Here is a 23691-nt window from a genome sequence, read left to right as displayed (position 1 = left end):
CGCCTCAGAGCAATCCAAGTTGCTCCGCTGCGGGTTCTCTGTATAGCTCAGGCAGCGGCGGCAGGCCAGGTAAACGCACCATCAGTTGTGCGTGAAAACGTTGCGCCAGCCGGGCGGCCAGCAGGTTGTCGGCGGTGTGCAGGAAGATGTAGGGCGTGCGCCCCTCTTCGATCCACGCGGCGATTTTCTCGACCCACGGAAGCAGAAACGGATCGTTGGCTTCCAGCTGTGGATGGCCGATGAAACGCACCTGCGGAAACTGGGTGAACGCCGCCGGACGTGGCGGTACCTTGGGCTTTTTCGACTGGGCGTGAAGCACCGAGGGATCGGTCGAGATGCAACTGAACAGCGCACGCGGATCGAGGCAGATGCGTTCGACACCGCGATCCAGTAGCAGGCGATTGAGCATGCGCTCGGCATCGCCCTTGGCGAAGAACGCATCGTGGCGCACCTCGACGGCCAGCGGGCGTTCCAGTGCATCAATGAACGCGGCCAGTTCGGGCAATCGCTGCGGCGTAAAGCTTTTCGACAATTGCAGCCACAACGGCGAAACCCGCTCACCCAAGGGGCTAAGCAATTGCACGAAGGTTTCGGCGGCGGTCAGTTGCTCGCGCAGGTCGCCGCCGTGGCTGATATCGCCAGGAAACTTGGCGGTGAAACGAAAGTGTTCGGGCATGGCCTCGGCCCAGCGTTCGACAGTGGTGGCAGCCGGGCTCGCGTAGAAGGTCGTATTGCCTTCTACGGCGTTGAATACTTGGGTATAGAGATTTAGAAACTCGGAGGCTTTCGCGTCTGGCGGATAAAGATAATCGCGCCAGGCGTTTTCACTCCAGGACGGGCAGCCGAGGTAGTAAGGCTGAACCATCAGATGTACAGGTCGAGACCCAGCACATCCGTATCCCAATCGACAAAAGTGGCCGTGCTCAGGTAGCTGGCGAGCGCGGTGGCGACGCTTTTGCTCATGGCGCGGTGGTAGATCATGTCTTGCTGACGCGCCGGCAGATTGCTCAGGCGTTGCGCCGAGGCTTTGGCGGCACGGGCAGCCATTTGCTCTTCGGACGGAATTTCCAGCTCGCCGTCGATATCGACGTAATCGTCTTCTGCCACAGGGCCTTTGCGAGCCTTGCGCTTGATGGGGTAGGACTGAGAGGAAAGGCCGTCTATACGCATGAGTACATGTCCGGTATCAATGATGGCAGTTTAGTGGCGCATTGGCCGCTTCGCAAACCGCTTGGTGATAACTAGAACACAGAATCGGGAAAAGGTTTAAAAGCTGGGGGTATAAATCGACGATTGGCTGCGTTACACAAAATGCCTTCGCGAGCAGGCTCGCTCCCACACTGGATCTGCGGCGTTCACCAATCCCCTGTGGGAGCGAGCTTGCTCGCGATAGGACCTACTCGATACAGAGAAATCAACGCGCCTTGGGTGTCGCCACTTTATCGCGCAAGTAAACCGGCTGCGCTTCATCCGCCACAATCGCCTCACCCCGTTCCCAGGCAAACCGTGCCAGCGTCAGGAGATCTTCGGCATGCGGCAACATGCCCGCGTCCTGCCCGGTCAGGTTCACGGCAATGCGCTCGGCATAACCCCAACCCGTGCCCGCGCCAAACCACTCGCCACTGGCATCCGCCGGCAACGCCGCCACTTCCGGCGGCAACACGGCTTCATTGCCTGCCAGGCGCATCTCCCCCGCCGTTTCGCGGTAGCAGCCCCAATACACTTCATCCATCCGCGCATCGATGGCGGACGCGACCTGGCTCACGCCGTGTTCGCGATATGCGCGTTGCGCCAGCACGGCCAGGTTCGACACCGGCAAGACCGGGCGATCCAGCGCAAACGCCAAGCCTTGCACCACCCCGATGGCAATCCGCACACCGGTAAACGCGCCCGGCCCACGGCCAAACGCGATGGCATCGACCGCTTGCAGCGTGGTCCCCGCATCGGCGAGCAGTTGCTGGATCATCGGCAACAGCTTCTGCGCATGCAGGCGCGGGATCACCTCGTAATGGCTCGTGACTTTGCCGTCATGCAGCAAGGCAACGGAGCAAGCTTCAGTCGCGGTGTCCAGGGCCAGCAAGGTGCTCATCGATGTTTCCGTAAGAGAGGTCAGAAAAAGTGCGCCAGTATAAACAACTACGGCCCGCAAGCGGGCCGTAGAAGATGAAGCGTTTTTTTAGCTCAGTGCTTCAAGCACTTTGCCGGTGATCGCTTCAACCGAGCCAACACCTTCAACGTGGCTGTACTTCGGTTTGCCTTGAGCGGCGGACAGCTCCTGGTAAAACTTCACCAGAGGCTCGGTCTGGGCGTGGTAGACCGACAGGCGATGACGCACGGTTTCTTCAGTATCGTCTTTGCGCTGTACCAGCTCGTCGCCGGTGATGTCGTCTTTACCGGCAATTTTCGGCGGGTTGTAGACGATGTGGTACACGCGGCCGCTGGCCTCGTGAACACGACGGCCGGCGATACGCTGGACGATGTCTTCGTCTTTGACGTCGATTTCCAGCACGTGGTCCAGCTCGACGCCGGCCTTCACCAGGGCTTCAGCCTGAGGAATGGTGCGCGGGAAACCGTCGAACAGGAAACCGTTGGCGCAATCCGCCTGACTGATGCGTTCCTTGACCAGGTTGATGATCAGGTCATCGGAGACCAGACCGCCGCTGTCCATGACGCTCTTGGCGATCAGGCCCAGCTCGGTGCCGGCCTTGACGGCTGCACGCAACATGTCGCCAGTGGAGATTTGCGGAATGCCGAATTTCTCGGTGATGAACTTAGCCTGAGTACCTTTACCGGCCCCGGGAGCTCCCAGCAGAATGACGCGCATCGATGTGCTCCTCAATTTTTTATATGGATAACGTCAGATTCGCCTCGTGGGGCCAATCTCAAAAATAGGGTCGTGACCGCCCAAACGGCCAAAGGCTGATCAAGATACACAGCAGGCCCGGACCACACAAGCCGCCGAAAGTCGGAGAAACCGCTGCCTGATGTGACCTTTTGATGGAGTGCCCCAAGTCGCAACCCCATCATTAACTGTCGCCTGACCGACCTTTTCCAGCCCTCGCCCAACGGCACCCGACGCCCGCGCCGAGTGCCTCGCCCCACGGCAAAAACCTTAGCCGGTATTTCGCAAACCGGCGGCAATCCCCGCCACAGACACCAGCAACGCCTGTTCTACCGGGCTGCCCTGCGCCACATCCTGTTGCCGCGAACGGGCCAGCAACTCCGCCTGCAATAGATGAAGCGGGTCGAGGTAGGTGTTGCGCAACCGGATGAATTCAAGGGTGTCTGGGCTATGTGCCAGTAGCTGCGACTGACCGGTCAGCCCAAGGACCACGGCACACGCCTGCGACAATAGGTCGCGTAAGTGCACACCTAAAGGAAGCAATTCCGGCTCGACCAGACGCTCATCGTAGGATTGGGCGATGTCCGCGTCCGCTTTGGCCAGGACCATTTCCAGCATGTCGATGCGGGTGCGGAAGAACGGCCATTGCTCGCGCATCTGCCCCAACAGCTCGCCTTCACCGCGCTCCAGCGCCTTGCTCAACGCGGCTTCCCAGCCCAGCCAGGCCGGCAACATCAAGCGCGTTTGCGTCCAGCCGAAGATCCACGGAATCGCGCGCAGGCTTTCGATCCCGCCGGCGCGGCGTTTGGCCGGGCGACTGCCCAGCGGCAAGCGTCCCAGTTCCTGTTCCGGCGTCGACTGGCGGAAATACTCGACGAATTGCGGGTTCTCGCGCACCACGGCGCGGTACGCCTTGACCCCATCAGCGGCCAATTCGTCCATCAAATGGCGCCACGCAGGCTCTGGTGGCGGCGGTGGCAGCAGGGTCGCTTCCAGCACTGCGGCCAGGTACAGATTGAGGTTTTGCTCGGCGATGTCCGGCAGGCCGAATTTGAAACGAATCATTTCCCCTTGCTCGGTGGTACGGAAACGCCCGGCGACCGAACCCGGCGGCTGCGACAGAATCGCCGCGTGCGCCGGACCGCCACCACGCCCCACAGTGCCGCCGCGACCATGGAACAACAGCAGTTCCACTTGCTGCTCGCGGCAGATGTCGACCAAGCGTTCCTGCGCTCGATACTGCGCCCAGGCCGCTGCCGTCGTGCCGGCATCCTTGGCCGAGTCGGAGTAGCCGATCATCACTTCCTGCGGGCCTTGCAAGCGCGAACGATAGCCTGGCAGCAGCAACAGTTTTTCGATCACCGGGCCGGCGTTGTCGAGGTCGGCAAGGGTTTCGAACAGCGGCACCACGCGCATCGGCCGCAGCACGCCCGCCTCTTTGAGCAGCAATTGCACCGCGAGCACGTCGGAGGCGGCACCGGCCATTGAGATCACATACGAACCCAGCGAAGCGCCAGGGGCGGCGGCGATTTCCCGGCAGGTCGCCAGCACTTCGGCAGTATCGGCCGACGGTTTGAAGTACGCCGGCAACAATGGTCGACGGTTGTTCTGCTCGCGCATCAGGAAGGCGATGCGCTCGTCCTCGCTCCAGTCTTCGTAGCGACCGAGGCCCAGGTAATCAGTGATTTCAGTCATGGCGGCGGTATGCCGCGACGAGTCCTGACGCACATCGAGGCGCACCAGGAACAGGCCGAACGTCACTGCCCGACGCAGGCAATCGAGCAACGGACCGTCGGCGATCACACCCATGCCGCACTCATGCAGCGACTGGTAGCAGAGCTCCAGTGGAGCGAGCAGATCACGGTTGTTTTGCAGCACATCGGCCGGTGCCGGGGTGGTCGTCGTCAGAGAGGCGTGCGCCCAATTGCGCGTGGCCCGCAGACGTTCGCGCAGTTGTTTGAGCACCGCGCGATACGGTTCGGCGCTGTCCCCGGCCTTGGCTTTCAAGGCCTCGCTGGCCTGCTGCATCGACAGTTCCGCCGCCAAATGGTCGACGTCGCGCACGTACAAATCGGCAGCCATCCAGCGCGCCAGCAGCAACACTTCACGGGTCACGGCAGCGGTCACGTTGGGGTTACCGTCGCGGTCGCCGCCCATCCACGAGGCGAAACGAATCGGCGCAGCCTCCAGCGGCAAGTGCAGGCCGGTGGCGTCAAACAGGGCTTTATCGGCCTTGCGCAGGTAATTGGGGATCGCCTGCCACAACGAATGCTCGATCACCGCGAAGCCCCATTTGGCTTCATCAACAGGTGTCGGGCGGGTGCGGCGGATTTCTTCGGTGTGCCAGGCTTCGGCGATCAGGCGCTGCAATTTCGCCTGTATCTGTTCGCGTTCGGCCGGGGTCAGGTCGCGGTGGTCTTGCGCGGCCAGTTGCGCGGCAATCGCGTCGTACTTCTGGATCAGCGTGCGGCGCGCCACTTCGGTCGGGTGCGCGGTCAGCACCAACTCGATCTCCAGTCGTCCCAGTTGCCGGGCCAGGGCGTCGGCGCTGTGGCCTTCGGCGCGCAGCCGTGCGAGCAGTTCCGGCAGCACGCGCGCTTCGAACGGTGCGGGCTGCGAGGCTTCGCGGCGGTGAATCAGCTGGTATTGCTCGGCGATGTTGGCCAGGTTGAGAAACTGGTTGAACGCCCGCGCAACCGGCAGCAACTCGTCATCGCTCAATTGGTTGAGGCTGGCGCTCAGTTCGGCGTCCATCGAACCGCGTCGGTCGGCCTTGGCGCCCTTGCGGATCTGCTCGATCTTGTCGAGAAAACCGTCCCCGTACTGTTCACGAATGGTGTAGCCCAACAACTCACCCAACAGGTGAACGTCTTCGCGCAAGCGTGCATCAATATCGGTCATCAGCAGTTCTCCAGCAAAAAATCCGGGCGGCCATGAACATCATGCTTTGACCCCAAGAGTGCCGCCGTAAGGCCGTTCTTACAAGCAAACGACGAAGGGACTTTAAACCCGGCGCGCAGAAGCTAGTCTGAAGAGGAAGCCGCACAACGGCTTTCGCCGGCCACTGCCGGACACTGAAACGGCCTGCCACGAGCAGGAACGCATTGAGGTCACTATGAAAATTCGCGAGCTTGCCCAGCATTGGGAAGAAAACGCCAAGGGTCGCCTGACCGAGACGGGCTACACGATTCACCTGGACGTGGAAGCCGCCGCGCGGCTGGCGGCCATTACCGAAATGTACCCCAAACGCCAACCTGAAGAGCTGCTCGGCGAGCTGATCGGCGCTGCCCTGGAAGAGCTGGAAAAAAGCTTTCCCTACGTGAAGGGCTCGACCGTTGTGGCCACTGACGAAGAAGGTGATCCACTGTACGAAGACGTCGGTCCTACACCGCGTTTTCTCGCGTTGTCGCGACGGCATTTGCATGATTTGTCGGGCGGCAGTGACAAGCAAAAACACTGATCCGGCCTATGTAAAACTGTGGGAGCGAGCCTGCTCGCGAATGCGGTACAACATTCAACATTACGGTTGACTGACTCACTGCATTCGCGAGCAGGCTCGCTCCCACAAAGGGATGTAATACCCATCAAAAAACGAGTGTTCCCGAGGGCAAAAAAGCCTGGGAATACCGCCTCTCGCCGCCAAAGTTCCCGATTTAGAGCCTTTCGTGCTTTTTCGCAGGCTCGGTGAATTTCTCTGAACTTTTAAAAAACGCCTCCGGTCGTAACCAGTAACCACGCCTGGTACGGTCGTTTCATTTCGCACAGCACGTCGGTCGGTTACGGCTCCATACCAGGATGGATATTCAAGTTTTACAGGAGTTATTCCAATGGAGTTGAAGACGATGAAAACCACCTCATCCACACACTTGCGCGGCCTGAAACTGGCTGCCCTGGCAATCGGCAGCAGTTTCATTCTGGCCGGTTGCGCCGGTAATCCGCCGACCGAGCAATACGCAGTCACCCAATCCGCCGTCAATGACGCGGTCAGTGCCGGCGGCACCGAGTTTGCCGCTGTGGAAATGAAGTCCGCGCAGGACAAATTCAAACAAGCCGAAATCGCCATGCACGACAAAAAGTATGACGAGGCGCGGATGCTCGCCGAGCAAGCCGAGTGGGACGCTCGTGTGGCCGAACGCAAGGCTCAGGCGGCGAAAGCTCAACAGACGCTGAAGGACTCTCAGCAAGGTGTTCAGGAACTGCGTCAGGAAAGTCAGCGCACCGTGCAGTAAGCGCGCATCCAGACCCCGGACCTGAAGCTCTTACCGATTAAAAGGACGAATGATTATGCGTACACAATTGATGATCCCCGCTCTCCTTGCCGCCAGCGTTGCCCTGGCTGCCTGCTCCACCCCGCCTAACGCGAACCTGGAACAGGCGCGCACCAACTACAGCGGTCTGCAAGCCAACCCGCAAGCGAGCAAAGTCGCGGCGCTGGAAACCAAAGACGCCAGTGATTACCTGGACAAAGCCGATCAGGCGTACCGCGACAAGCAAGACCCGGCCAAGGTCGATCAACTGGCATACCTGACCAACCAGCGCGTTGAAGTGGCCAAGCAGACCATCGCTCTGCGCACCGCTGAAGCCAACCTGAAAAACGCCTCGGCCCAACGTGCGCAGGCGCGACTGGATGCGCGCGATACGCAGATCAAACAGCTGCAGGCCAGCCTGAACGCCAAGCAAACCGATCGCGGCACTCTGGTGACGTTTGGTGATGTGTTGTTTGCCACCGACCGCGCAGACCTGAAGTCCAGCGGTCTGGCGAACATCAACAAACTGTCGCAGTTCCTCTCGGAAAACCCGGATCGCAAAGTGATCGTCGAGGGTTACACCGACAGCACCGGCACCGAGAGCCACAACCAGTCGCTGTCGGAGCGTCGGGCCGGTTCCGTGCGCACGGCGCTGGTGAAGATGGGCGTTGATCCGGCGCGAATCGTTGCTCAGGGTTATGGCAAGGAATACCCGGTCGCGGAGAATTCCAGCGTGTCGGGCCGGGCGATGAACCGTCGGGTGGAAGTGACCATTTCCAATGATAATCAGCCGGTGATTCCGCGTTCGGCTGTCAGTTCGAACTAAGCAACATCTGCTTAAACAAAAAGCCCCGGCTGATCTGATCAGACGGGGCTTTTTATCTTTGCGGATCACTCAAAACCCTGTGGGAGCGAGCCTGCTCGCGAAAGCGGTGGGTCAGGCAATATTAATGTTGAATGTTAAATCGCATTCGCGAGCAGGCTCGCTCCCACAGTGGATCTTTGGTGAATGCAGGACAGGGTTACTGCTCCAGCTTCTGTGGCGTTTCCTGCCCCATGCAGCGCACCGCTTTTTTCTTGCTGTCGATCAGCACACCGGTCAGGCCTTTTTGCTCGGTATCAAACAGCACCAGCACGCCGTCAATGCACTGCGCCACTTGCGCGGCGGGTTCCAAGGAGACTTTGTAGTCTTCGCCCGGCACGGTCTTGAGCATGGTGAATTCGTTGAGCAGCAACGCATCCTCAGGCTTGGCGAAATGCAGGTAGCCGTAGTACCACAAGGCACCCACGGTGCCGAGGATGCTGCAGATACCGGTGATGATCAGCGGGATGGCGTTACGTTCTTCACTCATTGCGGGCTCTCTGGTGGTTCATCTTCTGAATTCGGGGGTGCCGGATAATTGGGGATTTCACCCAGGCGGCGCAGGCCGTTGAAATGCTGCGGGTCGTCGAGGTAACGCAGCATGACTTTTCGCCAGACCGGGTCGGCGAACGTCTGCACATGACCGCCTCGGGTCAGTTGCAGCACACGCGGCGGCGGCGCAGCTTGATACAGACGGATGCCGTTGGAAAGGGGCACGATCGGATCGTCGATGCTGTGATAGAGCAGTTTCGGCACGCTTTTTAGCTGCGGCATCGAGTGGATCGCGCTGTCGCCATCCGGCACCAGCCAGGACAACGGCACCTGGAACGGCCAGGTCAGCCATGAAGTGCTCAAGGCAAATTGGCCGACACTGCGATAGCTCGCCGGTGCTCCGTCGAGGACCAGCGCCGTGAGCTGTTTCTCGCGCTCCGGGTGTTGAACCAGATAGTGCACGGCCATCGAGCCACCGAGACTTTGGCCAAGCAGGATCAGCGGTTTGCCTTTGACTTCGGGGGCCTGGTCGAGCCATTTGAACGCGGCGTCGATGTCCTGATAGATCGCCGGCAGGCTTGGCTTTCCTTCAGATAAACCGTAGCCGCGATAGTCGATCAGCAGCACTTGATAACCGGCCTTGGGCAGCCACCAGCTCCCGCCCAGGTGCATCGGCAGATTGCCGCCGTTGCCGTGCAAATGCAGCACCGTGCCTTTGACCTCGACGCCTTTTTGGGCCGGCAACCACCAGGCGTTGAGCTTGAGGCCGTCGGCAGTGACGAGGGTGACCTCGCGGTATTCCAGATGAGCTTTTTCCGGGGTGAACAACTGGCCGGGCTCGGGGTAGAACAGCAGGGAGCTGCAGCCGCCGAGGGTCAGGAGCAGGCAAACCATGCCGAGGAATCTCATCCGTTGAAACCTCGCAGTAATGGGTTGAAATAGAGATCAAATGTGGGAGCGAGCCTGCTCGCGAAAGCGGTGTGCCAGACAACATCAAAGTTGAATATTAAATCGCATTCGCGAGCAGGCTCGCTCCCACAGGGGATTTCACTCGGACTAGAGGATGTTGGAGTAATCCGCTTCGATCCGGTCCAGGCTCAAATGGTTGAGGAAGTTGGAGAAGCACATCCATGCCGACAGCGCGTTCAAATCGCGGAACTGATCCGGCAAATACTTCGGCGGCACCACCAACCCTTCATCAACCAACTGGCGCAGCGTGCGCATGTCTTCCAGCGTGGTCTTGCCGCAAAACAGCAGTGGAATCTGCTCAAGCTTGCCTTTACGCACGGCCAACTGAATGTAGTTGTAAACCATGATGAAGCCCTTGAGGTAGGACAAGTCTTTGGTAAATGGCAGACCGTTTGGCACCGAACCACGGAATACCCGACTGGCGTTGCCGTAGCTTTCCGCCATTTCGAAGCCTTGCTCGCGGAAGAACTCGTAGATCTGCAGGAAATCTGCGCCCTCCTCCACCATGTGGATGGCGCGGGTGCGGTTGGTCAGTTTGCGCAGGCGACTCGGGTAGGACGCGAAGGTGATGATTTCCATCAGGATCGCCAGGCCTTCCTGGGTCACCGTCGACGACGGCGGCCCCTTGGACAGGAAGGTGCAGATCGGCTGGTTCAACCCGTTGAGCGTGGTGCCGACATGCACCAGCCCTTCGTGAACTTCGAGGGCGCGCACGTCACGGTCGTTGAACATCGCATCGGCGCGGATCTTGATGTAGTCAGCGCCGGCCGCCGCATCGGCGACGATCCCGTCGGACTCGAACACCCGAATGGTTTCTTCGGCCTCGCCAAATACCTTGTTCAAGCGGGTTTGCAGCAGGTGCACGGCTTCCTTGGCCGTGAGGATTTTTGGCTCATCCTTGAGGTCGCCACGGCCGTCGATGTTGTTCAGGTAATCGGAGAGCATCAGCCCCAGGTCCGCCAGGGTCGGGTCGCCGGCGTGGAACGCGTCGGACGCGGCGCCGTACAGCTCCTGGGAAATCAGGCCGAAATCCTCGGTGCCGCGCGCTTCCAGCATGCGCACCACCATCCGGTATTCCTTGCACATGCGGCGCATGATCTGGCCGACCGGGTTGAACTGGCCGAGCTGTCGAGTGATGTCGCGCTCGATGTTCTGGAATTCCAGTTTCACTTTGCTGGAGTCGAATGTCAGTGGCCGATTGAGGTAGTAATCGCGGTCCACTGCCGGCATTTCCTTGCCCTTGGCCTTGAGGAATCCCTTGCGGATGCTGTCGTCCCACTTGACCGCATCGAGGACGCGAATCGGCGTCTGTGCCAGCACAATGCGATCGGACAAAATGCGTATCGTCTGCTGGTAATCGTCCACCCGAAACTCCTGTAGAAAAACCGTTATGTGCTGAGTCTATTTACTTTTGGCCAGGCGCTGATAGCGCACCGCCTCGACGAAGACATCGGAATTGGCCGGATCGTCGAGGTAGCTGAAGACCTGATCCATTGCGTTGTCGACCAGTACGCCGTCGCCGTCATGGGTCTGGAAACCTTCGCCGCTCAGGACTTTTTGTCCGAGGGCCTGGTTGATCTGATCGAGGTCGAGGTTATAGACCACCAATTCATGCTTGTCCGTGAGCTCGAACCCGGCAATGGTGAAGTGGCCGCCGTATTTGGCTGGCACCTTCGCTGACAGGTACCAGCGGCTGCCATGGCGCGAGACGGTGAAGGGATAGGCTTCGCGTTCGCCGGGTTTGGCCTTGAAGTAGCTGACCGCCTGATAGCGATGGTCGCCGATGCGCGTCAGCTCCAGGTTCATCGGCTCGCCCCAGGCGTTGGTGCTGGTCCATTTGCCGAGCAAACCTTTGGGCGCGGGGTCGCTCGCGGGCAGCGGTTCCTTGAAGGTCACCAGACAGCCACTGAGCAGCAGGAACGACAAGGCGATCACGATGACGCGCCAGGCTTTCATTCAACACTCCCTATGAACACACGCAGCCCTGAACTGAACACCTGCCCCTGTGGGAGCGAGCAAGCTCGCTCCCACAGGGTTTTGTGGCGCCCTCAGGGATTACACCGACGCGAGTACCAAGTGCATGTAGCGATTGAGGATACCGAGCATTTCTTCTTCACCCACAGGCTCGGCGTCGTTGAGCAGGCCCTGATATTCCATCCGTCCGATAATCGCCGTCAACACCTTGGCATCCTCTCGTGGCTCACGCGAACCCAACACTTCGAAAAGCTGGCAGGTGCCTTGGAGGAGAATCTGCTGATGTGAGCGCACCAGTTCCGCCAGGCGCGGGTTCAACAAGGCCTCCTGACGGAACGCCTGTTCAGCCATCAAGTGTTCGCGACGGTTGATCAATTGCCGGTGAACGTAGTCCGTCATCAACCGTGCAATGTCGTCCGCCAGCTGCGAACGCGCCTCGGGGCTGCCGTCACCGCTGATCACCATCTCGCGCAGCAAGCCCTCATTGTTCACCCACAACTTCGCCATGAACGCCGCGCTGCGTTCTACGTATTGGGCGAAGGTATCGGTGAGCAAGTCATCGATGTCCTTGAAATAGTAGGTGGTGGCCGACAACGGCACACCGGCCTCGGCTGCCACCGCGCGGTGACGCACGGCCCGCACGCCATCGCGCACGACAATGCGCATCGCCGCATCGAGAATGTCCTGTCGACGCTGCTCGCTGCCCTGTCGGCTGGCCTTGCGGCCCTGGTACTGAACACTTTCAGCGACCGCAGTGGCGATACCCGCTGCACCTTCTTGAGCCATTGCACGATTCACGACAGGTCTTTCCTCTCAGATGAAAGCAATAAATTGATACGTTTGTACCAGACAGGCAATAAAAAGCCGCCTGAAAAGGCGGCTTTTTAATTGAAACACTTACGCTTGCGGCCGCATGTGCGGGAACAAGATCACGTCGCGGATCGACGGGGAGTTGGTCAGCAGCATCACCAGACGGTCGATACCGATACCCTCACCCGCCGTTGGCGGCATGCCGTACTCCAGCGCGCGAACGAAGTCGGCGTCGTAGTGCATGGCTTCGTCGTCGCCCGCGTCCTTGTCGGCTACCTGAGCCATGAAGCGCTCGGCCTGGTCTTCCGCGTCGTTCAACTCGGAGTAGGCGTTGGCGATTTCACGGCCGCCGATGAACAGTTCGAAACGGTCGGTGACGTTCGGGTTGTCATCGTTGCGACGGGCCAGCGGCGAGACTTCGAACGGGTACTGGGTAATGAAGTGCGGCTGTTCCAGCTTGTGCTCGACCAGCTCTTCGAAAATCATCACCTGCAGCTTGCCCAGACCTTCGAAGCCCAGCACCTTGGCGCCGGCTTTCTTGGCGATGGCGCGGGCCTTGTCGATGTCGTTCAGGTCGTCTGCGGTCAGCTCAGGGTTGTACTTGAGGATCGAATCGAACACCGACAGACGTACGAACGGTTCGCCGAAGTGGAACACTTTGTCGCCGTAAGGCACGTCGGTGCTGCCCAGAACCAGCTGCGCCAGTTCGCGGAACAGTTCTTCGGTCAGGTCCATGTTGTCTTCGTAGTCGGCGTACGCCTGGTAGAACTCCAACATGGTGAATTCAGGGTTGTGACGAGTCGAAACGCCTTCGTTACGGAAGTTGCGGTTGATCTCGAACACTTTTTCGAAACCGCCGACAACGAGGCGCTTGAGGTACAACTCAGGCGCGATACGCAGGAACATTTCCATGTCCAGCGCGTTGTGGTGAGTCTCGAACGGCTTGGCTGCCGCACCGCCAGGAATGGTTTGCAGCATCGGTGTTTCGACTTCAAGGAAGTCACGCTGCATCAGGAAGCTGCGGATGTGCGCAATGACTTGCGAACGGACGCGGAACGTCTGGCGCACTTCTTCGTTGACGATCAGGTCAACGTAACGCTGACGGTAGCGCTGTTCGGTGTCGGTCAGGCCGTGGTGCTTGTCCGGCAGCGGGCGCAGTGACTTGGTCAGCAGGCGCACGGTGGTCATTTCAACGTACAGGTCGCCCTTGCCGGAACGGGCCAGGGTGCCTTCGGCGGCAATGATGTCGCCCATGTCCCAGGTTTTCACCGAGGCCAGGGTGTCTTCGGACAGGGTTTTACGGTTGACGTAAACCTGAATCCGCCCGGTCATGTCCTGGATCACCATGAACGAACCACGGTTGAGCATGATGCGACCGGCAACCTTGACCGGGATTGCAGCCTCTGCCAGCTCTTCCTTGGTCTTGTCCGCGTACTTCTTCTGCAGATCTTCGCAGTAGTTTTCGCGGCGGAAGTCGTTCGGGAAGGCATTGCCCTTGGCGCGCTCGGCAGCAAGCTTTTCCTTGCGCAGGGCGATCAGGGAGTTTTCTTCCTGTTGCAGGGCTTGCGGGTCGAGTTCTAGGTCGCTCATGTCTTTAAATATTCCATCACGGGTTCGTTGCCCCCAGGCCTGCGGCCTGGGGATCGCCGGCAAGCCGGCTCCTACAGGGGATCGCGTGGGTCAGGCGATCCGGTATTGCATGGCTTACAAGCCTTGTTTAAGGCTGGCCACCAGGTATTCGTCGATGTCGCCGTCGAGCACCTTGTCGCAGTCGCTGCGTTCGATGTTAGTGCGCAAATCCTTGATTCGCGACGCATCGAGTACATACGAGCGGATCTGGTGACCCCAGCCGATGTCGGACTTGGTGTCTTCCAGGGCCTGGGAGGCGGCATTGCGTTTCTGCACTTCCTGCTCGTACAAGCGCGCCCGCAACATTTTCATCGCGGTGTCTTTGTTGGCGTGCTGGGAGCGTTCGTTCTGGCAGCTGACCACGGTGTTGGTCGGTACGTGGGTGATACGTACGGCCGAGTCGGTGGTGTTTACGTGCTGACCACCGGCACCGGAGGAGCGGTAGGTGTCGATGCGCAGGTCCGACGGGTTGATGTCGATTTCGATGTTGTCATCGATTTCCGGCGACACAAACACAGCCGAGAACGAGGTGTGGCGGCGGTTGCCAGAGTCGAACGGGCTCTTGCGCACCAGACGGTGCACGCCGATCTCGGTCCGCAACCAGCCAAAGGCGTATTCGCCCTTGATGTGCACGGTCGCGCCCTTGATCCCGGCGACTTCACCGGCGGACAGTTCCATGATGGTCGCGTCGAAACCGCGTTTGTCAGCCCAGCGCAGGTACATGCGCAGCAGGATGTTGGCCCAGTCCTGAGCCTCGGTGCCACCGGAGCCGGCCTGGATGTCCAGGTAGGCGTTGTTGGCATCCATTTCACCGCTGAACATGCGACGGAATTCGAGTTTTTCCAGCGACTCGCGCAGGCGCTCGACTTCGGCGGCGACGTCATCGACGGCGGCCTGGTCTTCTTCTTCGGCGGACATCAGCAGCAGGTCTTTGGCGTCGGCCAGGCCGGTGTGCATTTCGTCGAGGGTTTCGACGATCTGCGCCAGCAGGGACCGCTCGCGGCCCAGTTCCTGAGCGTACGTCGGGTTGTTCCAGACAGACGGATCTTCAAGCTCGCGATTGACTTCAGTCAGACGCTCATGCTTTTGATCGTAGTCAAAGATACCCCCGAATAGTTTCGGAGCGCTCGGACAGGTCCTTGATACTGTTAAGGATCGGGTTGATTTCCATGGCGGGCAGCACTCGTTGGCGAACTTTTGAAAGCCGGCGAGTATAACGTAAACAGGCCTCCACGGCAGCCCGCCTGGCGGCTTTAGGGGTGAATGGTTTTGGTGTGGCGAGGGAGCTTGCTCCCGCTGGGGCGTGAAGCGCCCCCAACAAATGGGACTGCTGCGCAGTCCAGCGGGAGCAAGCTCCCTCGCCACAGGGGCCCGTCAGGCAGGAAAACTACTCGATCCCGACCTGATTGCGCCCATTGTTCTTCGCCAGGTACAGCCCCTTGTCCGCCGCCGAGATCAATTGCCGGCAATCGCTGCCCGGCTGTGGGACCAACGTGGACAGGCCAATGCTGATGGTCAGGCATGAACCTTCGGTCGGTGAAATGTGCGGAATCTTCAGCGCCGCCACGGTTTGGCGCAATTTTTCCGCCACCAGACGCGCACCGCCCGGCGTGGTGTTGGGCAGCACCAACGCAAACTCTTCGCCACCGTAACGGGCCGGCAGGTCTGACGGGCGAGCGCTGGCCTCGCGAATCGCCGTCGCCACCTTGCGCAAGGCTTCATCGCCCTCCAGATGACCGAAGCTGTCGTTATAGTCTTTGAAATAATCCACATCGATCATCAGCAGCGACAATTGGCTCTGGTCACGCAACGATCGGCGCCATTCCAGTTCCAGGTATTCATCGAAATGTCGGCGGTTCGACAGCCCGGTCAGGCCATCGGAGTTCATCAGCCGCTGCAGCACCAGATTGGTGTCGAGCAATTGCTGCTGGCTGACCCGCAACGCGCGGTACGCCGCATCGCGCTGCAACAGCGTCATGTAGGAGCGCGAGTGATAACGGATGCGCGCCACCAGTTCGATGTTGTCCGGCAGCTTGACCAGATAATCATTGGCCCCGGCTGCAAACGCCGCGCTCTTGATCAGCGGGTCTTCCTTGGTCGACAGGACAATGATCGGAATGTCCTTGGTCGCCGGATGATTGCGGTACTCGCGCACCAGGCTCAAGCCGTCCAGACCGGGCATTACCAGGTCCTGCAGGATCACCGTCGGCTTGATGCGGATCGCCTGGGCGATGGCCTGGTGCGGGTCGGCGCAGAAGTGGAAGTCGATATTGTCTTCGTTCGACAACCCGCGACGCACCGCTTCACCGATCATCGCCTGATCGTCCACCAACAACACCATGGCGGCGTTTTCGTCGGTTTTGAAGCCGTCGAGCTGTAATTCAGTCATGTGCGGTCACCTGAGTTCTACCTGGGCCAGGATTGCTGCTAATGGCGGTCATTTGGCGAATATCTCCAGCAATCGTGGCGCTATCTTGTCCAGTGGGCGAATCTCCATGGCGGCGCCGATGGCCGCGGCCGCTTTGGGCATTCCATATACCGCACTGCTTTTCTGGTCCTGAGCGATGGTCAGGTAACCTTGTTGGCGCATGAGTTTAAGCCCCTGCGCGCCATCGCGCCCCATGCCCGTCAACAAAACCCCTACGGCGTCACCGTTCCAGTAATTGGCCACGCTCTCGAAAAACACATCGATCGAGGGCCGGTAGATTTCGTTCACTGGTTCGGCGGTGTAGGCCAGCGTGCCGTTTTTCAATAATCGAATATGGTGGTTGGTGCCGGCCAGCAATACGGTTCCGGCCTGAGGCGCTTCGCCCTCGACCGCCAGACGCACGTTCAAGCCACTGGCACTGCCGAGCCATTCGGCCATGCCGGCGGCGAACACCTGATCGACATGCTGCACCAGCACGATGGCCGCCGAAAAATCCCGCGGCAGGCCCTTGAGCAGGATTTCCAGGGCTGCCGGCCCGCCGGCGGACGAACCGATGGCAATCAGGCGCTGGCGCGAGGCAGCACTGCGCAGCGGGCTCGGCATCGATCGCTCGCGGCTGCCCCGCTCGCCGATCAACCAGCCAATGTTCATGATCTTGCGCAACAACGGCGCCGCCGCTTCCTGGGCGTTGCCGGCACCGAGCGCCGGGGTATCGACCACGTCCAGTGCGCCGTGGCCCATGGCTTCGAACACCCGGTGCACGTTCTGCTGGCGATCGACGGTGACGATCACAATGGCACACGGCGTTTCGGCCATGATCCGCCGAGTGGCCTCGACCCCGTCCATCACCGGCATGATCAAATCCATCAGGATCAGGTCCGGCGTCTGTTCGGCGCACTTTTGCACCGCTTCCTTGCCATCGCTGGCGACCCAGATGACCTGGTGCGCCGGCTGAAACGCCAAGGCGCGGCGCAAGGCCTCCACCGCCATGGGCATGTCGTTGACGATTGCGATTTTCATGCCCGTGCTCCTCCGATGAGCTCAGCCACCGCATCAAGCAGGGCATCGTCATGAAAACTGGCTTTGGCTAGATAATAGTCGGCCCCGGCGTCCAGTCCACGACGACGGTCCTCTTCACGATCCTTGTACGACACCACCATCACCGGCAGCGATTGCAGGCGGTTGTCGCGGCGCAACAATGACACCAATTCGATGCCATCCATGCGCGGCATATCAATGTCGGTGATCAGCAGATCGAAATCCTCCGAACGCAGGGCGTTCCAGCCATCCATACCATCAACCGCCACCGCCACCTCGTAGCCACGATTGAGCAGCAGCTTGCGTTGCAACTCGCGAACCGTCAGCGAGTCATCGACCACCAGAATCCGCTTGCGTGCCGCTTCGACCGCCTGATTGCTGTGGCGGGCAATGCGTTCCAGGCGCCCGGTATTGAGCAGTTTATCCACCGAGCGCAGCATGTCTTCGACGTCGACGATCAGCACCACCGAACCGTCATCGAGCAAGGCCCCGGCGGAGATGTCCTGCACCTTGCCCAGACGTTCGTCCAGCGGCAATACGACCAAGGTCCGCTCGCCGATAAAACGCTCGACCGCTACGCCGTAAATCGCGTCGCGCTCGCGGATGACCACGACCTTGAGGGTTTGCTGGCTGTTCGGGTTGATCGGGCGGTGCAACAGCTGACTGGCCGCCACCAACCCGACATGCCGCCCTTCGTGCCAGAAGTGCTGACGTCCTTCGACCTGCACGATGTCTTCCGGCTCCAGGTCGCACATGCGTTCGATGTGGGCCAGCGGAAACGCATAAGCCTCGTCACCGACCTCCACCACCAGGCTGCGGACCACCGACAGCGTCAGCGGCACTTCGAGGTGGAAACGACTGCCTTCGCCCGCCGTCTGCTCCAGCACCACCGCACCGCGCAACTGGCGGACCATGTGCTGCACCGCATCCAGCCCAACGCCGCGCCCGGACACTTCGGTGACTGTGTCGCGCAGGCTGAAACCCGGCAAGAATAAAAACGTCAGCAGCTCTTCTTCACTGAGTTGAGCGGCGGTCTCGGCTGGGGATAACTGTCGCTCGATGACGGTGCGGCGGACCTTTTCCAGATCGACGCCATGGCCATCATCACTCAATTCCAGCACCAGCAATCCGGCCTGATGCGAGGCGCGCAGACGAATCACACCCTCCGCCGGTTTACCGGCCAGCAGCCGTTGTTCCGGGGATTCGATGCCGTGATCCACGGCGTTGCGCAGCAGGTGCGTCAACGGCGCTTCGAGCTTTTCCAGGACGTCGCGGTCAACCTGGGTTTTATCGCCCTCGATTTCCAGCCGAACCTGTTTGCCCAGGTCACGGCCCAGATCGCGAACCATGCGCACCTGCCCTGTCAACACATCGGCAAACGGGCGCATGCGACAGGCCAGCGCGGTGTCGTACAACACTTGCGCGCGCTGACTGGCCTGCCACGCAAATTCATCCAGCTCGGCGTTTTTCTCGATCAGCAGTTGCTGGGATTCCGCCAGCAACCGCCGCGCATCTTCGAGCGCTTCCTGGGCTTCCAGGCTCAAGGCGTGATCCTTGAGATGGACGTTGAGGTTTTCCAGGGCCCGCAGACCGTTATTCTGCATGCGCTTGAGGCGCTGCATGGTCGCCAGGTGCGGCTTGAGGCGCTGGGTTTCCACCAGGGATTTGCTCGACAGGTCGAGCAGGCTGTTCAGGCGTTCGGCCGTTACGCGCAGCACGCGCTCACCGTTTTCGGTGGTGCGTTTGGTCTTTTGGGGAGCATCAACAGGCGCGGCGGGCGGCAGTTCAACCACCGGAACCGGCAGCTCGACGCGGGGTTGTACGGATTGACGCTCAGTCACCAGCGGCGCGGCGGGCGCCAGCGGATCGAGCAACTGCGTCATCAACCCCACATAGGTTTCGATATCCGCCGGCGTCACGTTGTTATTGGGCGTGGCGATGCGCATCAGCAGGTCGGTGCCTCGCAACAACGCATCAATGTGCTCGGGCCGCAGGTGCAGGCGCCCTTCCTGAGCACTGACCAAACAGTCTTCCATCACGTGCGCGACGCTGACCCCTGCGTCGACACCGACGATCCGCGCCGCGCCCTTGAGCGAATGCGCCGCGCGCATGCAGGATTCGAGTTGATCGGCCTGGGTCGGATTGCGTTCCAGTGCCAACAGACCTGCGCTCAGGACCTGGGTCTGGGCCTCGGCTTCAAGGCTGAACAGCTCCAGCAACGAGGCGTCGCGCATTTGCTCGGGGGTCATGTGAGGCTCCGGGTCACAGCGGACAGCAATTGTTCTTCATCCAGCCAGCGCAGGCTACGACCTTTGAAGGGCAACACACCTCGGGTGTACTTGCCGCTGGCCTGTGTGCCGGATTGCGAGGCGGCCTCGAGAATTCGCTCGTCGATGGCATGAATCCCGTCGACCTCGTCCACCGGCACCACCACCGGCCCACCGTGGGCGGCGATGATCAACAGGCGCGGCATGACTCGCGTGCTGGACGCCGCATTATTGGTGGCGTCGAGCCCGAGCAACTCCACCAGCGACAGGCACGCGACCAATGCGCCGCGCACATTCGCCACGCCGAGCAAGGCCCGGGAGCGCTGATGTGGCAAGGAATGAATGGCTTGCAGCGGCGCCACTTCCACGAGGCTTCGAGTGGCCAGCGCCAGCCATTCTTCGCCGAGCCGGAACATCAACAGCGATCGGGTTTTTATGTCCGTTTCGACCGTCGCCGAGTGTTGCACGCGGTCGTCCTGCTGCAACGCATAGCGATCGAGCAAGCGCGTGGCAGCGGCTGAGTACACCGCGCAGTTGCGGCAGTGAATGTGCTCGGCCAGCAGCGGGCAGGACTTGTCGCCGTGGATACCGATGCGGTTCCAGCAATCGTCGATGGCCTGGGCATCTTCATGGGTAACGTTCAAGGTGTCGGAGGCAATCATCGTTTACGCTCACTGTCGGCGCGTTCGCTGCGGGCGGCGCGGTCCTGCAATCGTCTGGCACCCGCCGCATCGCCCCGCGATTGCAGCAAGGCTGCCAGGTGCATCAACGCGTCGGGATGTTGCGGTTCAAGGTACAACGCCTTGCGATAAAAGCCTTGGGCTTCGAGGGCGTTGCCGCCGACATCACTGAGCAGTCCCAGCCAATAAAACACCTGCGCGACCGGTTCATGACTGCGCAAATACTGTTCGCACGCGAGGCGCGCTTCAACACTTTTGCCTTCGTTGGCCAGCACGGCAATGTTCGCGAGTAATGCGGCAGCGTCCGAGGTTTTCGTGATGGCGGGTAGCGGCGTGACGCTGGCGAACGGGCGATTGCGCACCGGCGGCGGTGGCACGCTGCGCGCCGGTTGTCGCAACGGCAACGGGGCTGGCACGAACACGGGAAACGGCTCGGGCTCCGGAACACTCTGGCGGCTGAACGCAAATGACTGCGCAATGCCAATCGAACGCATGCCAAAACGCCCGAGCAAACCGCCCTCGGCCGGGCCGATAAACAGCACGCCGTCGACATGGGTCAGGCGCTTGAGCACCTCGAAAACCTGCTGCTGGGTCGGCTGGTCGAAATAGATCAGCAAGTTGCGGCAGAACACAAAATCATATGGCGGCTCGCTGGCCAGCAACGCCGGATCGAGCAAGTTGCCGACCTGCAACCGCACCTGATCCAGCACGCGATCACTGAGACGATAGACGTCGCCTTCGGCGCTGAAATGCCGGTCACGAAAGGCAATGTCCTGACCACGAAACGAGTTTTTGCCGTACAGCGCACGCCGGGCTTTTTCCACCGACAGCGGGCTGACGTCCATGCCTTCCACCTTGAACTGATGGGGCTTGAGCCCGGCATCGAGCAAGGCCATGGCGATGGAATAAGGTTCTTCCCCGGTGGAACACGGCAGGCTGAGAATCCGCAGCGCGCGCATGTTGTTGATCTCGGCCAGGCGTTTGCCGGCCAGTTTCGCCAGCGTCGCGAAGGATTCCGGGTAACGGAAAAACCAGGTCTCGGGCACGATCACCGCTTCGATCAACGCCTGCTGCTCATCCTGCGAACCTTGCAGCGTGTGCCAATACTCGTCAGCCGTCAGCGCACGGGAGGCGATGCTGCGCTGGCGCACCGCGCGCTCGATGATTGCCGGGCCGACCGACGTCACGTCGAGGCCGATACGCTCCTTGAGGAAATCGAAAAACCGTTGATCGCTGCTCATGGCCGCTCCTCAAGCAGCGCCGGATCGAGAGGCGGCGACGGGAACAACAGCGCGCGAACCTGATCATCGAGCAAATCGGCGACCCGCACCCATTGCAGTAAACCTTGGGTATCTTCGCGCACCGGCCCGAGGTAAGGCGCCTGGCGATTGTCCAGGCCATAGGGCTTGAATTCCGCCGGGTTGCAACGCAGCGTGTCAGTCGCCTGCTCCAGGATCAGCCCCAGCCATTGCGTCGGGGTTGATTCATTCGGGCGGTAATTGACCAGCACCAGCCTCGTGCTGGTACGGGCCTGCGCCGGTTGGCCGAAGGTCAGCGCACTGAGGTCGATCACCGGCACCACCGCGCCACGATAGGCAAACACCCCGGCAACCCAATGCGGCGCCTGGGCAATCGGTTTCAACGGCAACCGCGGCAGCACTTCCGCCACTTCGATAGCCTGCAAGGCAAAGCGCTCACCGCCGATGCGAAACACCAGGTACAACGATTGCTTGACCGGCACCCCGGCCCCGCGTTTGGCCGCGAGTTCGTTCATCAGACTTTGAATCGCGAAACGCCACTGCGCAGGCCTACAGCCACCTGGCTCAGTTCGTCGATGGCAAAACTGGCCTGGCGCAACGACTCGACGGTCTGGCTGCTGGCATCACCCAACTGCACCAGCGCGTGGTTGATCTGTTCGGCGCCGGTGGCTTGGGCCTGCATGCCTTCGTTGACCATCAACACCCGCGGCGCCAGCGCCTGAACCTGATGGATGATCTGCGACAACTGCTCGCCGACCTGCTGCACTTCGGACATGCCACGGCGCACTTCTTCCGAGAATTTGTCCATGCCCATGACCCCGGCCGATACCGCCGACTGGATCTCGCGCACCATCTGCTCGATGTCGTAGGTGGCGACTGCCGTCTGGTCCGCCAGACGCCGCACTTCGGTGGCAACCACAGCAAAACCGCGCCCGTACTCGCCGGCTTTCTCGGCCTCGATGGCAGCGTTCAGCGACAGCAAATTGGTCTGGTCGGCAACTTTGACGATGGTCACCACCACCTGGTTAATATTGCCGGCCTTCTCGTTGAGAATCGCCAGCTTGGCGTTGACCAGATCGGCCGCGCCCATCACCGAGTGCATGGTGTCTTCCATGCGCGCCAGGCCTTGCTGCCCGGAACCGGCGAGCACCGAGGCCTGGTCGGCCGCGGTGGACACTTCAGTCATGGTGCGCACCAGATCACGAGACGTCGCGGCGATCTCACGGGAGGTCGCGCCGATTTCCGTGGTGGTGGCGGCGGTTTCGGTGGCGGTGGCTTGTTGTTGCTTGGACGTGGCAGCGATCTCGGTGACCGAAGTGGTGACTTGCACCGATGAGCGCTGGGCCTGAGACACCAGGGATGTCAGCTCGGTCATCATGTCGTTGAAGCCGGTTTCCACGGCGCCGAATTCGTCCTTGCGCTCCAGGTTCAAACGACCGCTGAGGTCGCCGGTGCGCATGATTTCGAGGATTTTCACGATCCGGTTCATCGGCGCCATGATCGCGCGCATCAGCAGCAAGCCACAGAAACCGGCGGCCAATACCGCCACGAGCAGGGAAATGCCCATGCTTATTTTTGCCGTCAGCACCGCGTCGTCGATGGCGGCGATGTCGTTGTCGGCCACGGCTTTGTTTTCGCGGATGATGTCATTGAGTTTCATCCGGCCGGCGGTCCACGCCGGGGTTAGCTGTTCGTTGAACAGCTTGATCGCGTCAGCTTCCTGATTGCTTTTATGCAGGTCGAGCACCTTCATCAGGATCTTCTGGAAATCCTCATGCAGTTTTTCGAAGGCGGCGATTTCGACCTTGTCCTCCTCCGTGGTCACCGTGCTGCGATAGTTATTGATCTGCTCCATCAGTCGCGCCTCGAACGCCTTGAAATCGGCGGCGTCTTCGGCACTGATGCCCTGACCTTCCTTGAGGCCGAGCATTTCCTGGGTCCGGAGGAAACTGTCGACCCAGGCGCTGCGAATCATCGAGCTGAAATACACCCCCGGAAGCGCATCATCGCGAACGCTTTCTTCACTGGCTTCGATCTTCAACAGCCGTGAATACGAGACGACGACCATCAACAGCATGATGGCGATGATCACCGCAAAACTCGCCAAAATGCGTTGGCGCAACGTCCAGTTCTTCACAGTCAGTCCTCGGGGTGGTTCAAGTGCTGCGGAGTATAGCCGAGGGTGTTTCATTTA

At 60.5% G+C, this 23691-nt stretch carries 22 protein-coding genes; 3 read left to right on the top strand and 19 right to left on the bottom strand.

The features are described from left to right. Positions 1-4: 4 nt before the first annotated feature. The 5 genes from ACWKV5_RS04995 to ppc form a co-directional block, all read right to left on the bottom strand. Positions 5-865 (bottom strand): DUF72 domain-containing protein, encoded by an 861-nt coding sequence (locus ACWKV5_RS04995; RefSeq protein ID WP_483840426.1) that lies wholly within the window; start codon positions 863-865, stop codon positions 5-7. After that, the gene (locus ACWKV5_RS04990) at positions 865-1170 is read right to left on the bottom strand and encodes a hypothetical protein (RefSeq protein ID WP_123433679.1); all 306 of its coding nucleotides are present in this window, start codon (positions 1168-1170) and stop codon (positions 865-867) included. Before ACWKV5_RS04990 ends, ACWKV5_RS04995 begins: the two co-directional genes overlap by 1 nt. Before the next feature lie 244 nt (positions 1171-1414). Then, complete coding sequence (tsaB, locus tag ACWKV5_RS04985; RefSeq protein ID WP_483840425.1) at positions 1415-2089, bottom strand: tRNA (adenosine(37)-N6)-threonylcarbamoyltransferase complex dimerization subunit type 1 TsaB; 675 nt, start codon at positions 2087-2089, stop codon at positions 1415-1417. An 87-nt stretch (positions 2090-2176) separates the two neighbouring features. Beyond that, a complete protein-coding gene (adk, locus tag ACWKV5_RS04980; RefSeq protein WP_027924949.1) occupies positions 2177-2824 on the bottom strand; it encodes an adenylate kinase in 648 nt (215 codons plus the stop codon). A 288-nt stretch (positions 2825-3112) separates the two neighbouring features. Next, a complete protein-coding gene (gene ppc / locus ACWKV5_RS04975) occupies positions 3113-5743 on the bottom strand; it encodes a phosphoenolpyruvate carboxylase (RefSeq protein WP_483840424.1) in 2631 nt (876 codons plus the stop codon). A 214-nt stretch (positions 5744-5957) separates the two neighbouring features. On the opposite strand from ppc, the gene ACWKV5_RS04970 reads away from it, so the two are divergent. The 3 genes from ACWKV5_RS04970 (at position 5958) to lptF (ending at position 7915) form a co-directional block, all read left to right on the top strand. Continuing rightward, positions 5958-6302, top strand: coding sequence for a pilin assembly protein (locus tag ACWKV5_RS04970; RefSeq protein WP_123433675.1), 345 nt, complete (start codon positions 5958-5960; stop codon positions 6300-6302). A gap of 367 nt (positions 6303-6669) precedes the next feature. Beyond that, positions 6670-7071 carry a DUF4398 domain-containing protein gene (locus ACWKV5_RS04965; RefSeq protein WP_123433674.1) on the top strand — a complete coding sequence of 134 codons (402 nt, stop codon included), beginning with the start codon at positions 6670-6672 and terminating at the stop codon, positions 7069-7071. A 55-nt stretch (positions 7072-7126) separates the two neighbouring features. Beyond that, on the top strand, positions 7127-7915 hold the full coding sequence (gene lptF, locus ACWKV5_RS04960; RefSeq protein ID WP_483840423.1) for a lipotoxin F family OmpA-related lipoprotein LptF: 789 nt from the start codon (positions 7127-7129) through the stop codon (positions 7913-7915). Between the two features lie 196 nt (positions 7916-8111). Here the strand turns inward: lptF and ACWKV5_RS04955 are convergent, their stop codons facing one another. The 14 genes from ACWKV5_RS04955 to ACWKV5_RS04890 form a co-directional block, all read right to left on the bottom strand. Beyond that, complete coding sequence (locus ACWKV5_RS04955; RefSeq protein ID WP_483840422.1) at positions 8112-8441, bottom strand: PA3694 family proteiin; 330 nt, start codon at positions 8439-8441, stop codon at positions 8112-8114. Then, positions 8438-9352, bottom strand: a complete 915-nt coding sequence (locus ACWKV5_RS04950) for an alpha/beta hydrolase (RefSeq protein WP_483840421.1) — start codon at positions 9350-9352, stop codon at positions 8438-8440. Before ACWKV5_RS04950 ends, ACWKV5_RS04955 begins: the two co-directional genes overlap by 4 nt. Before the next feature lie 147 nt (positions 9353-9499). Continuing rightward, positions 9500-10777, bottom strand: a complete 1278-nt coding sequence (locus ACWKV5_RS04945; RefSeq protein ID WP_483840420.1) for a flavohemoglobin expression-modulating QEGLA motif protein — start codon at positions 10775-10777, stop codon at positions 9500-9502. A 36-nt stretch (positions 10778-10813) separates the two neighbouring features. Next, positions 10814-11368: a hypothetical protein gene (locus ACWKV5_RS04940; protein ID WP_483840419.1), complete on the bottom strand. Its 555-nt coding sequence runs from the start codon at positions 11366-11368 to the stop codon at positions 10814-10816. Positions 11369-11467: 99 nt separating this feature from the next. Continuing rightward, positions 11468-12184, bottom strand: coding sequence for a TetR/AcrR family transcriptional regulator (locus ACWKV5_RS04935; protein WP_027924940.1), 717 nt, complete (start codon positions 12182-12184; stop codon positions 11468-11470). A 99-nt stretch (positions 12185-12283) separates the two neighbouring features. Next, the gene (gene lysS / locus ACWKV5_RS04930) at positions 12284-13786 is read right to left on the bottom strand and encodes a lysine--tRNA ligase (protein WP_483840418.1); all 1503 of its coding nucleotides are present in this window, start codon (positions 13784-13786) and stop codon (positions 12284-12286) included. 114 nt (positions 13787-13900) lie between these two features. Continuing rightward, positions 13901-14996 (bottom strand): peptide chain release factor 2 gene (prfB, locus tag ACWKV5_RS04925; RefSeq protein ID WP_111451403.1). Its coding sequence is split into 2 segments (ribosomal slippage): positions 13901-14923 and positions 14925-14996, totalling 1095 coding nucleotides; the frame shifts between segments, so codons are not numbered across the junction. A gap of 216 nt (positions 14997-15212) precedes the next feature. Continuing rightward, positions 15213-16214 carry a diguanylate cyclase domain-containing protein gene (locus ACWKV5_RS04920; RefSeq protein WP_483840417.1) on the bottom strand — a complete coding sequence of 334 codons (1002 nt, stop codon included), beginning with the start codon at positions 16212-16214 and terminating at the stop codon, positions 15213-15215. A 48-nt stretch (positions 16215-16262) separates the two neighbouring features. Next, positions 16263-17273 (bottom strand): chemotaxis-specific protein-glutamate methyltransferase CheB, encoded by a 1011-nt coding sequence (gene cheB / locus ACWKV5_RS04915; protein WP_483840416.1) that lies wholly within the window; start codon positions 17271-17273, stop codon positions 16263-16265. Further along, positions 17270-19540, bottom strand: a complete 2271-nt coding sequence (locus ACWKV5_RS04910; RefSeq protein ID WP_483840415.1) for a response regulator — start codon at positions 19538-19540, stop codon at positions 17270-17272. The genes cheB and ACWKV5_RS04910 overlap by 4 nt, the downstream gene beginning before the upstream one ends. Further along, positions 19537-20220 carry a chemotaxis protein CheW gene (locus tag ACWKV5_RS04905; RefSeq protein ID WP_483840414.1) on the bottom strand — a complete coding sequence of 228 codons (684 nt, stop codon included), beginning with the start codon at positions 20218-20220 and terminating at the stop codon, positions 19537-19539. The genes ACWKV5_RS04910 and ACWKV5_RS04905 overlap by 4 nt, the downstream gene beginning before the upstream one ends. Continuing rightward, positions 20217-21479 (bottom strand): CheR family methyltransferase, encoded by a 1263-nt coding sequence (locus ACWKV5_RS04900; RefSeq protein ID WP_483840413.1) that lies wholly within the window; start codon positions 21477-21479, stop codon positions 20217-20219. The genes ACWKV5_RS04905 and ACWKV5_RS04900 overlap by 4 nt, the downstream gene beginning before the upstream one ends. After that, the gene (locus ACWKV5_RS04895) at positions 21476-22012 is read right to left on the bottom strand and encodes a chemotaxis protein CheW (RefSeq protein ID WP_483840412.1); all 537 of its coding nucleotides are present in this window, start codon (positions 22010-22012) and stop codon (positions 21476-21478) included. The genes ACWKV5_RS04900 and ACWKV5_RS04895 overlap by 4 nt, the downstream gene beginning before the upstream one ends. Beyond that, positions 22012-23634: a methyl-accepting chemotaxis protein gene (locus ACWKV5_RS04890; RefSeq protein WP_483840411.1), complete on the bottom strand. Its 1623-nt coding sequence runs from the start codon at positions 23632-23634 to the stop codon at positions 22012-22014. The genes ACWKV5_RS04895 and ACWKV5_RS04890 overlap by 1 nt, the downstream gene beginning before the upstream one ends. Positions 23635-23691: the final 57 nt, after the last annotated feature.

It is taken from the genome of Pseudomonas oplopanacis (assembly GCF_057128725.1).
The sequence above is the reverse complement of the archived record's forward strand: the minus strand, read 5'-3'. Positions and strand labels throughout refer to the sequence as shown.

Bases quoted from the DNA above. Each gene is read 5' to 3' on its own strand.
- ppc (WP_483840424.1), bottom strand. From the start codon at position 5,743: ATGACCGATATTGATGCACGCTTGCGCGAAGACGTTCACCTGTTGGGT.
- ACWKV5_RS04990 (WP_123433679.1), bottom strand. From the start codon at position 1,170: ATGCGTATAGACGGCCTTTCCTCTCAGTCCTACCCCATCAAGCGCAAG.
- ACWKV5_RS04895 (WP_483840412.1), bottom strand. From the start codon at position 22,012: ATGAACGAACTCGCGGCCAAACGCGGGGCCGGGGTGCCGGTCAAGCAA.
- tsaB (WP_483840425.1), bottom strand. From the start codon at position 2,089: ATGAGCACCTTGCTGGCCCTGGACACCGCGACTGAAGCTTGCTCCGTT.
- ACWKV5_RS04950 (WP_483840421.1), bottom strand. From the start codon at position 9,352: ATGAGATTCCTCGGCATGGTTTGCCTGCTCCTGACCCTCGGCGGCTGC.
- ACWKV5_RS04965 (WP_123433674.1), top strand. From the start codon at position 6,670: ATGGAGTTGAAGACGATGAAAACCACCTCATCCACACACTTGCGCGGC.
- adk (WP_027924949.1), bottom strand. From the start codon at position 2,824: ATGCGCGTCATTCTGCTGGGAGCTCCCGGGGCCGGTAAAGGTACTCAG.
- lysS (WP_483840418.1), bottom strand. From the start codon at position 13,786: ATGAGCGACCTAGAACTCGACCCGCAAGCCCTGCAACAGGAAGAAAAC.
- ACWKV5_RS04970 (WP_123433675.1), top strand. From the start codon at position 5,958: ATGAAAATTCGCGAGCTTGCCCAGCATTGGGAAGAAAACGCCAAGGGT.
- ACWKV5_RS04905 (WP_483840414.1), bottom strand. From the start codon at position 20,220: ATGATTGCCTCCGACACCTTGAACGTTACCCATGAAGATGCCCAGGCC.
- ACWKV5_RS04920 (WP_483840417.1), bottom strand. From the start codon at position 16,214: ATGACTGAATTACAGCTCGACGGCTTCAAAACCGACGAAAACGCCGCC.
- ACWKV5_RS04900 (WP_483840413.1), bottom strand. From the start codon at position 21,479: ATGAGCAGCGATCAACGGTTTTTCGATTTCCTCAAGGAGCGTATCGGC.
- ACWKV5_RS04955 (WP_483840422.1), bottom strand. From the start codon at position 8,441: ATGAGTGAAGAACGTAACGCCATCCCGCTGATCATCACCGGTATCTGC.
- ACWKV5_RS04910 (WP_483840415.1), bottom strand. From the start codon at position 19,540: ATGACCCCCGAGCAAATGCGCGACGCCTCGTTGCTGGAGCTGTTCAGC.
- lptF (WP_483840423.1), top strand. From the start codon at position 7,127: ATGCGTACACAATTGATGATCCCCGCTCTCCTTGCCGCCAGCGTTGCC.
- ACWKV5_RS04940 (WP_483840419.1), bottom strand. From the start codon at position 11,368: ATGAAAGCCTGGCGCGTCATCGTGATCGCCTTGTCGTTCCTGCTGCTC.
- ACWKV5_RS04995 (WP_483840426.1), bottom strand. From the start codon at position 865: ATGGTTCAGCCTTACTACCTCGGCTGCCCGTCCTGGAGTGAAAACGCC.
- cheB (WP_483840416.1), bottom strand. From the start codon at position 17,273: ATGAAAATCGCAATCGTCAACGACATGCCCATGGCGGTGGAGGCCTTG.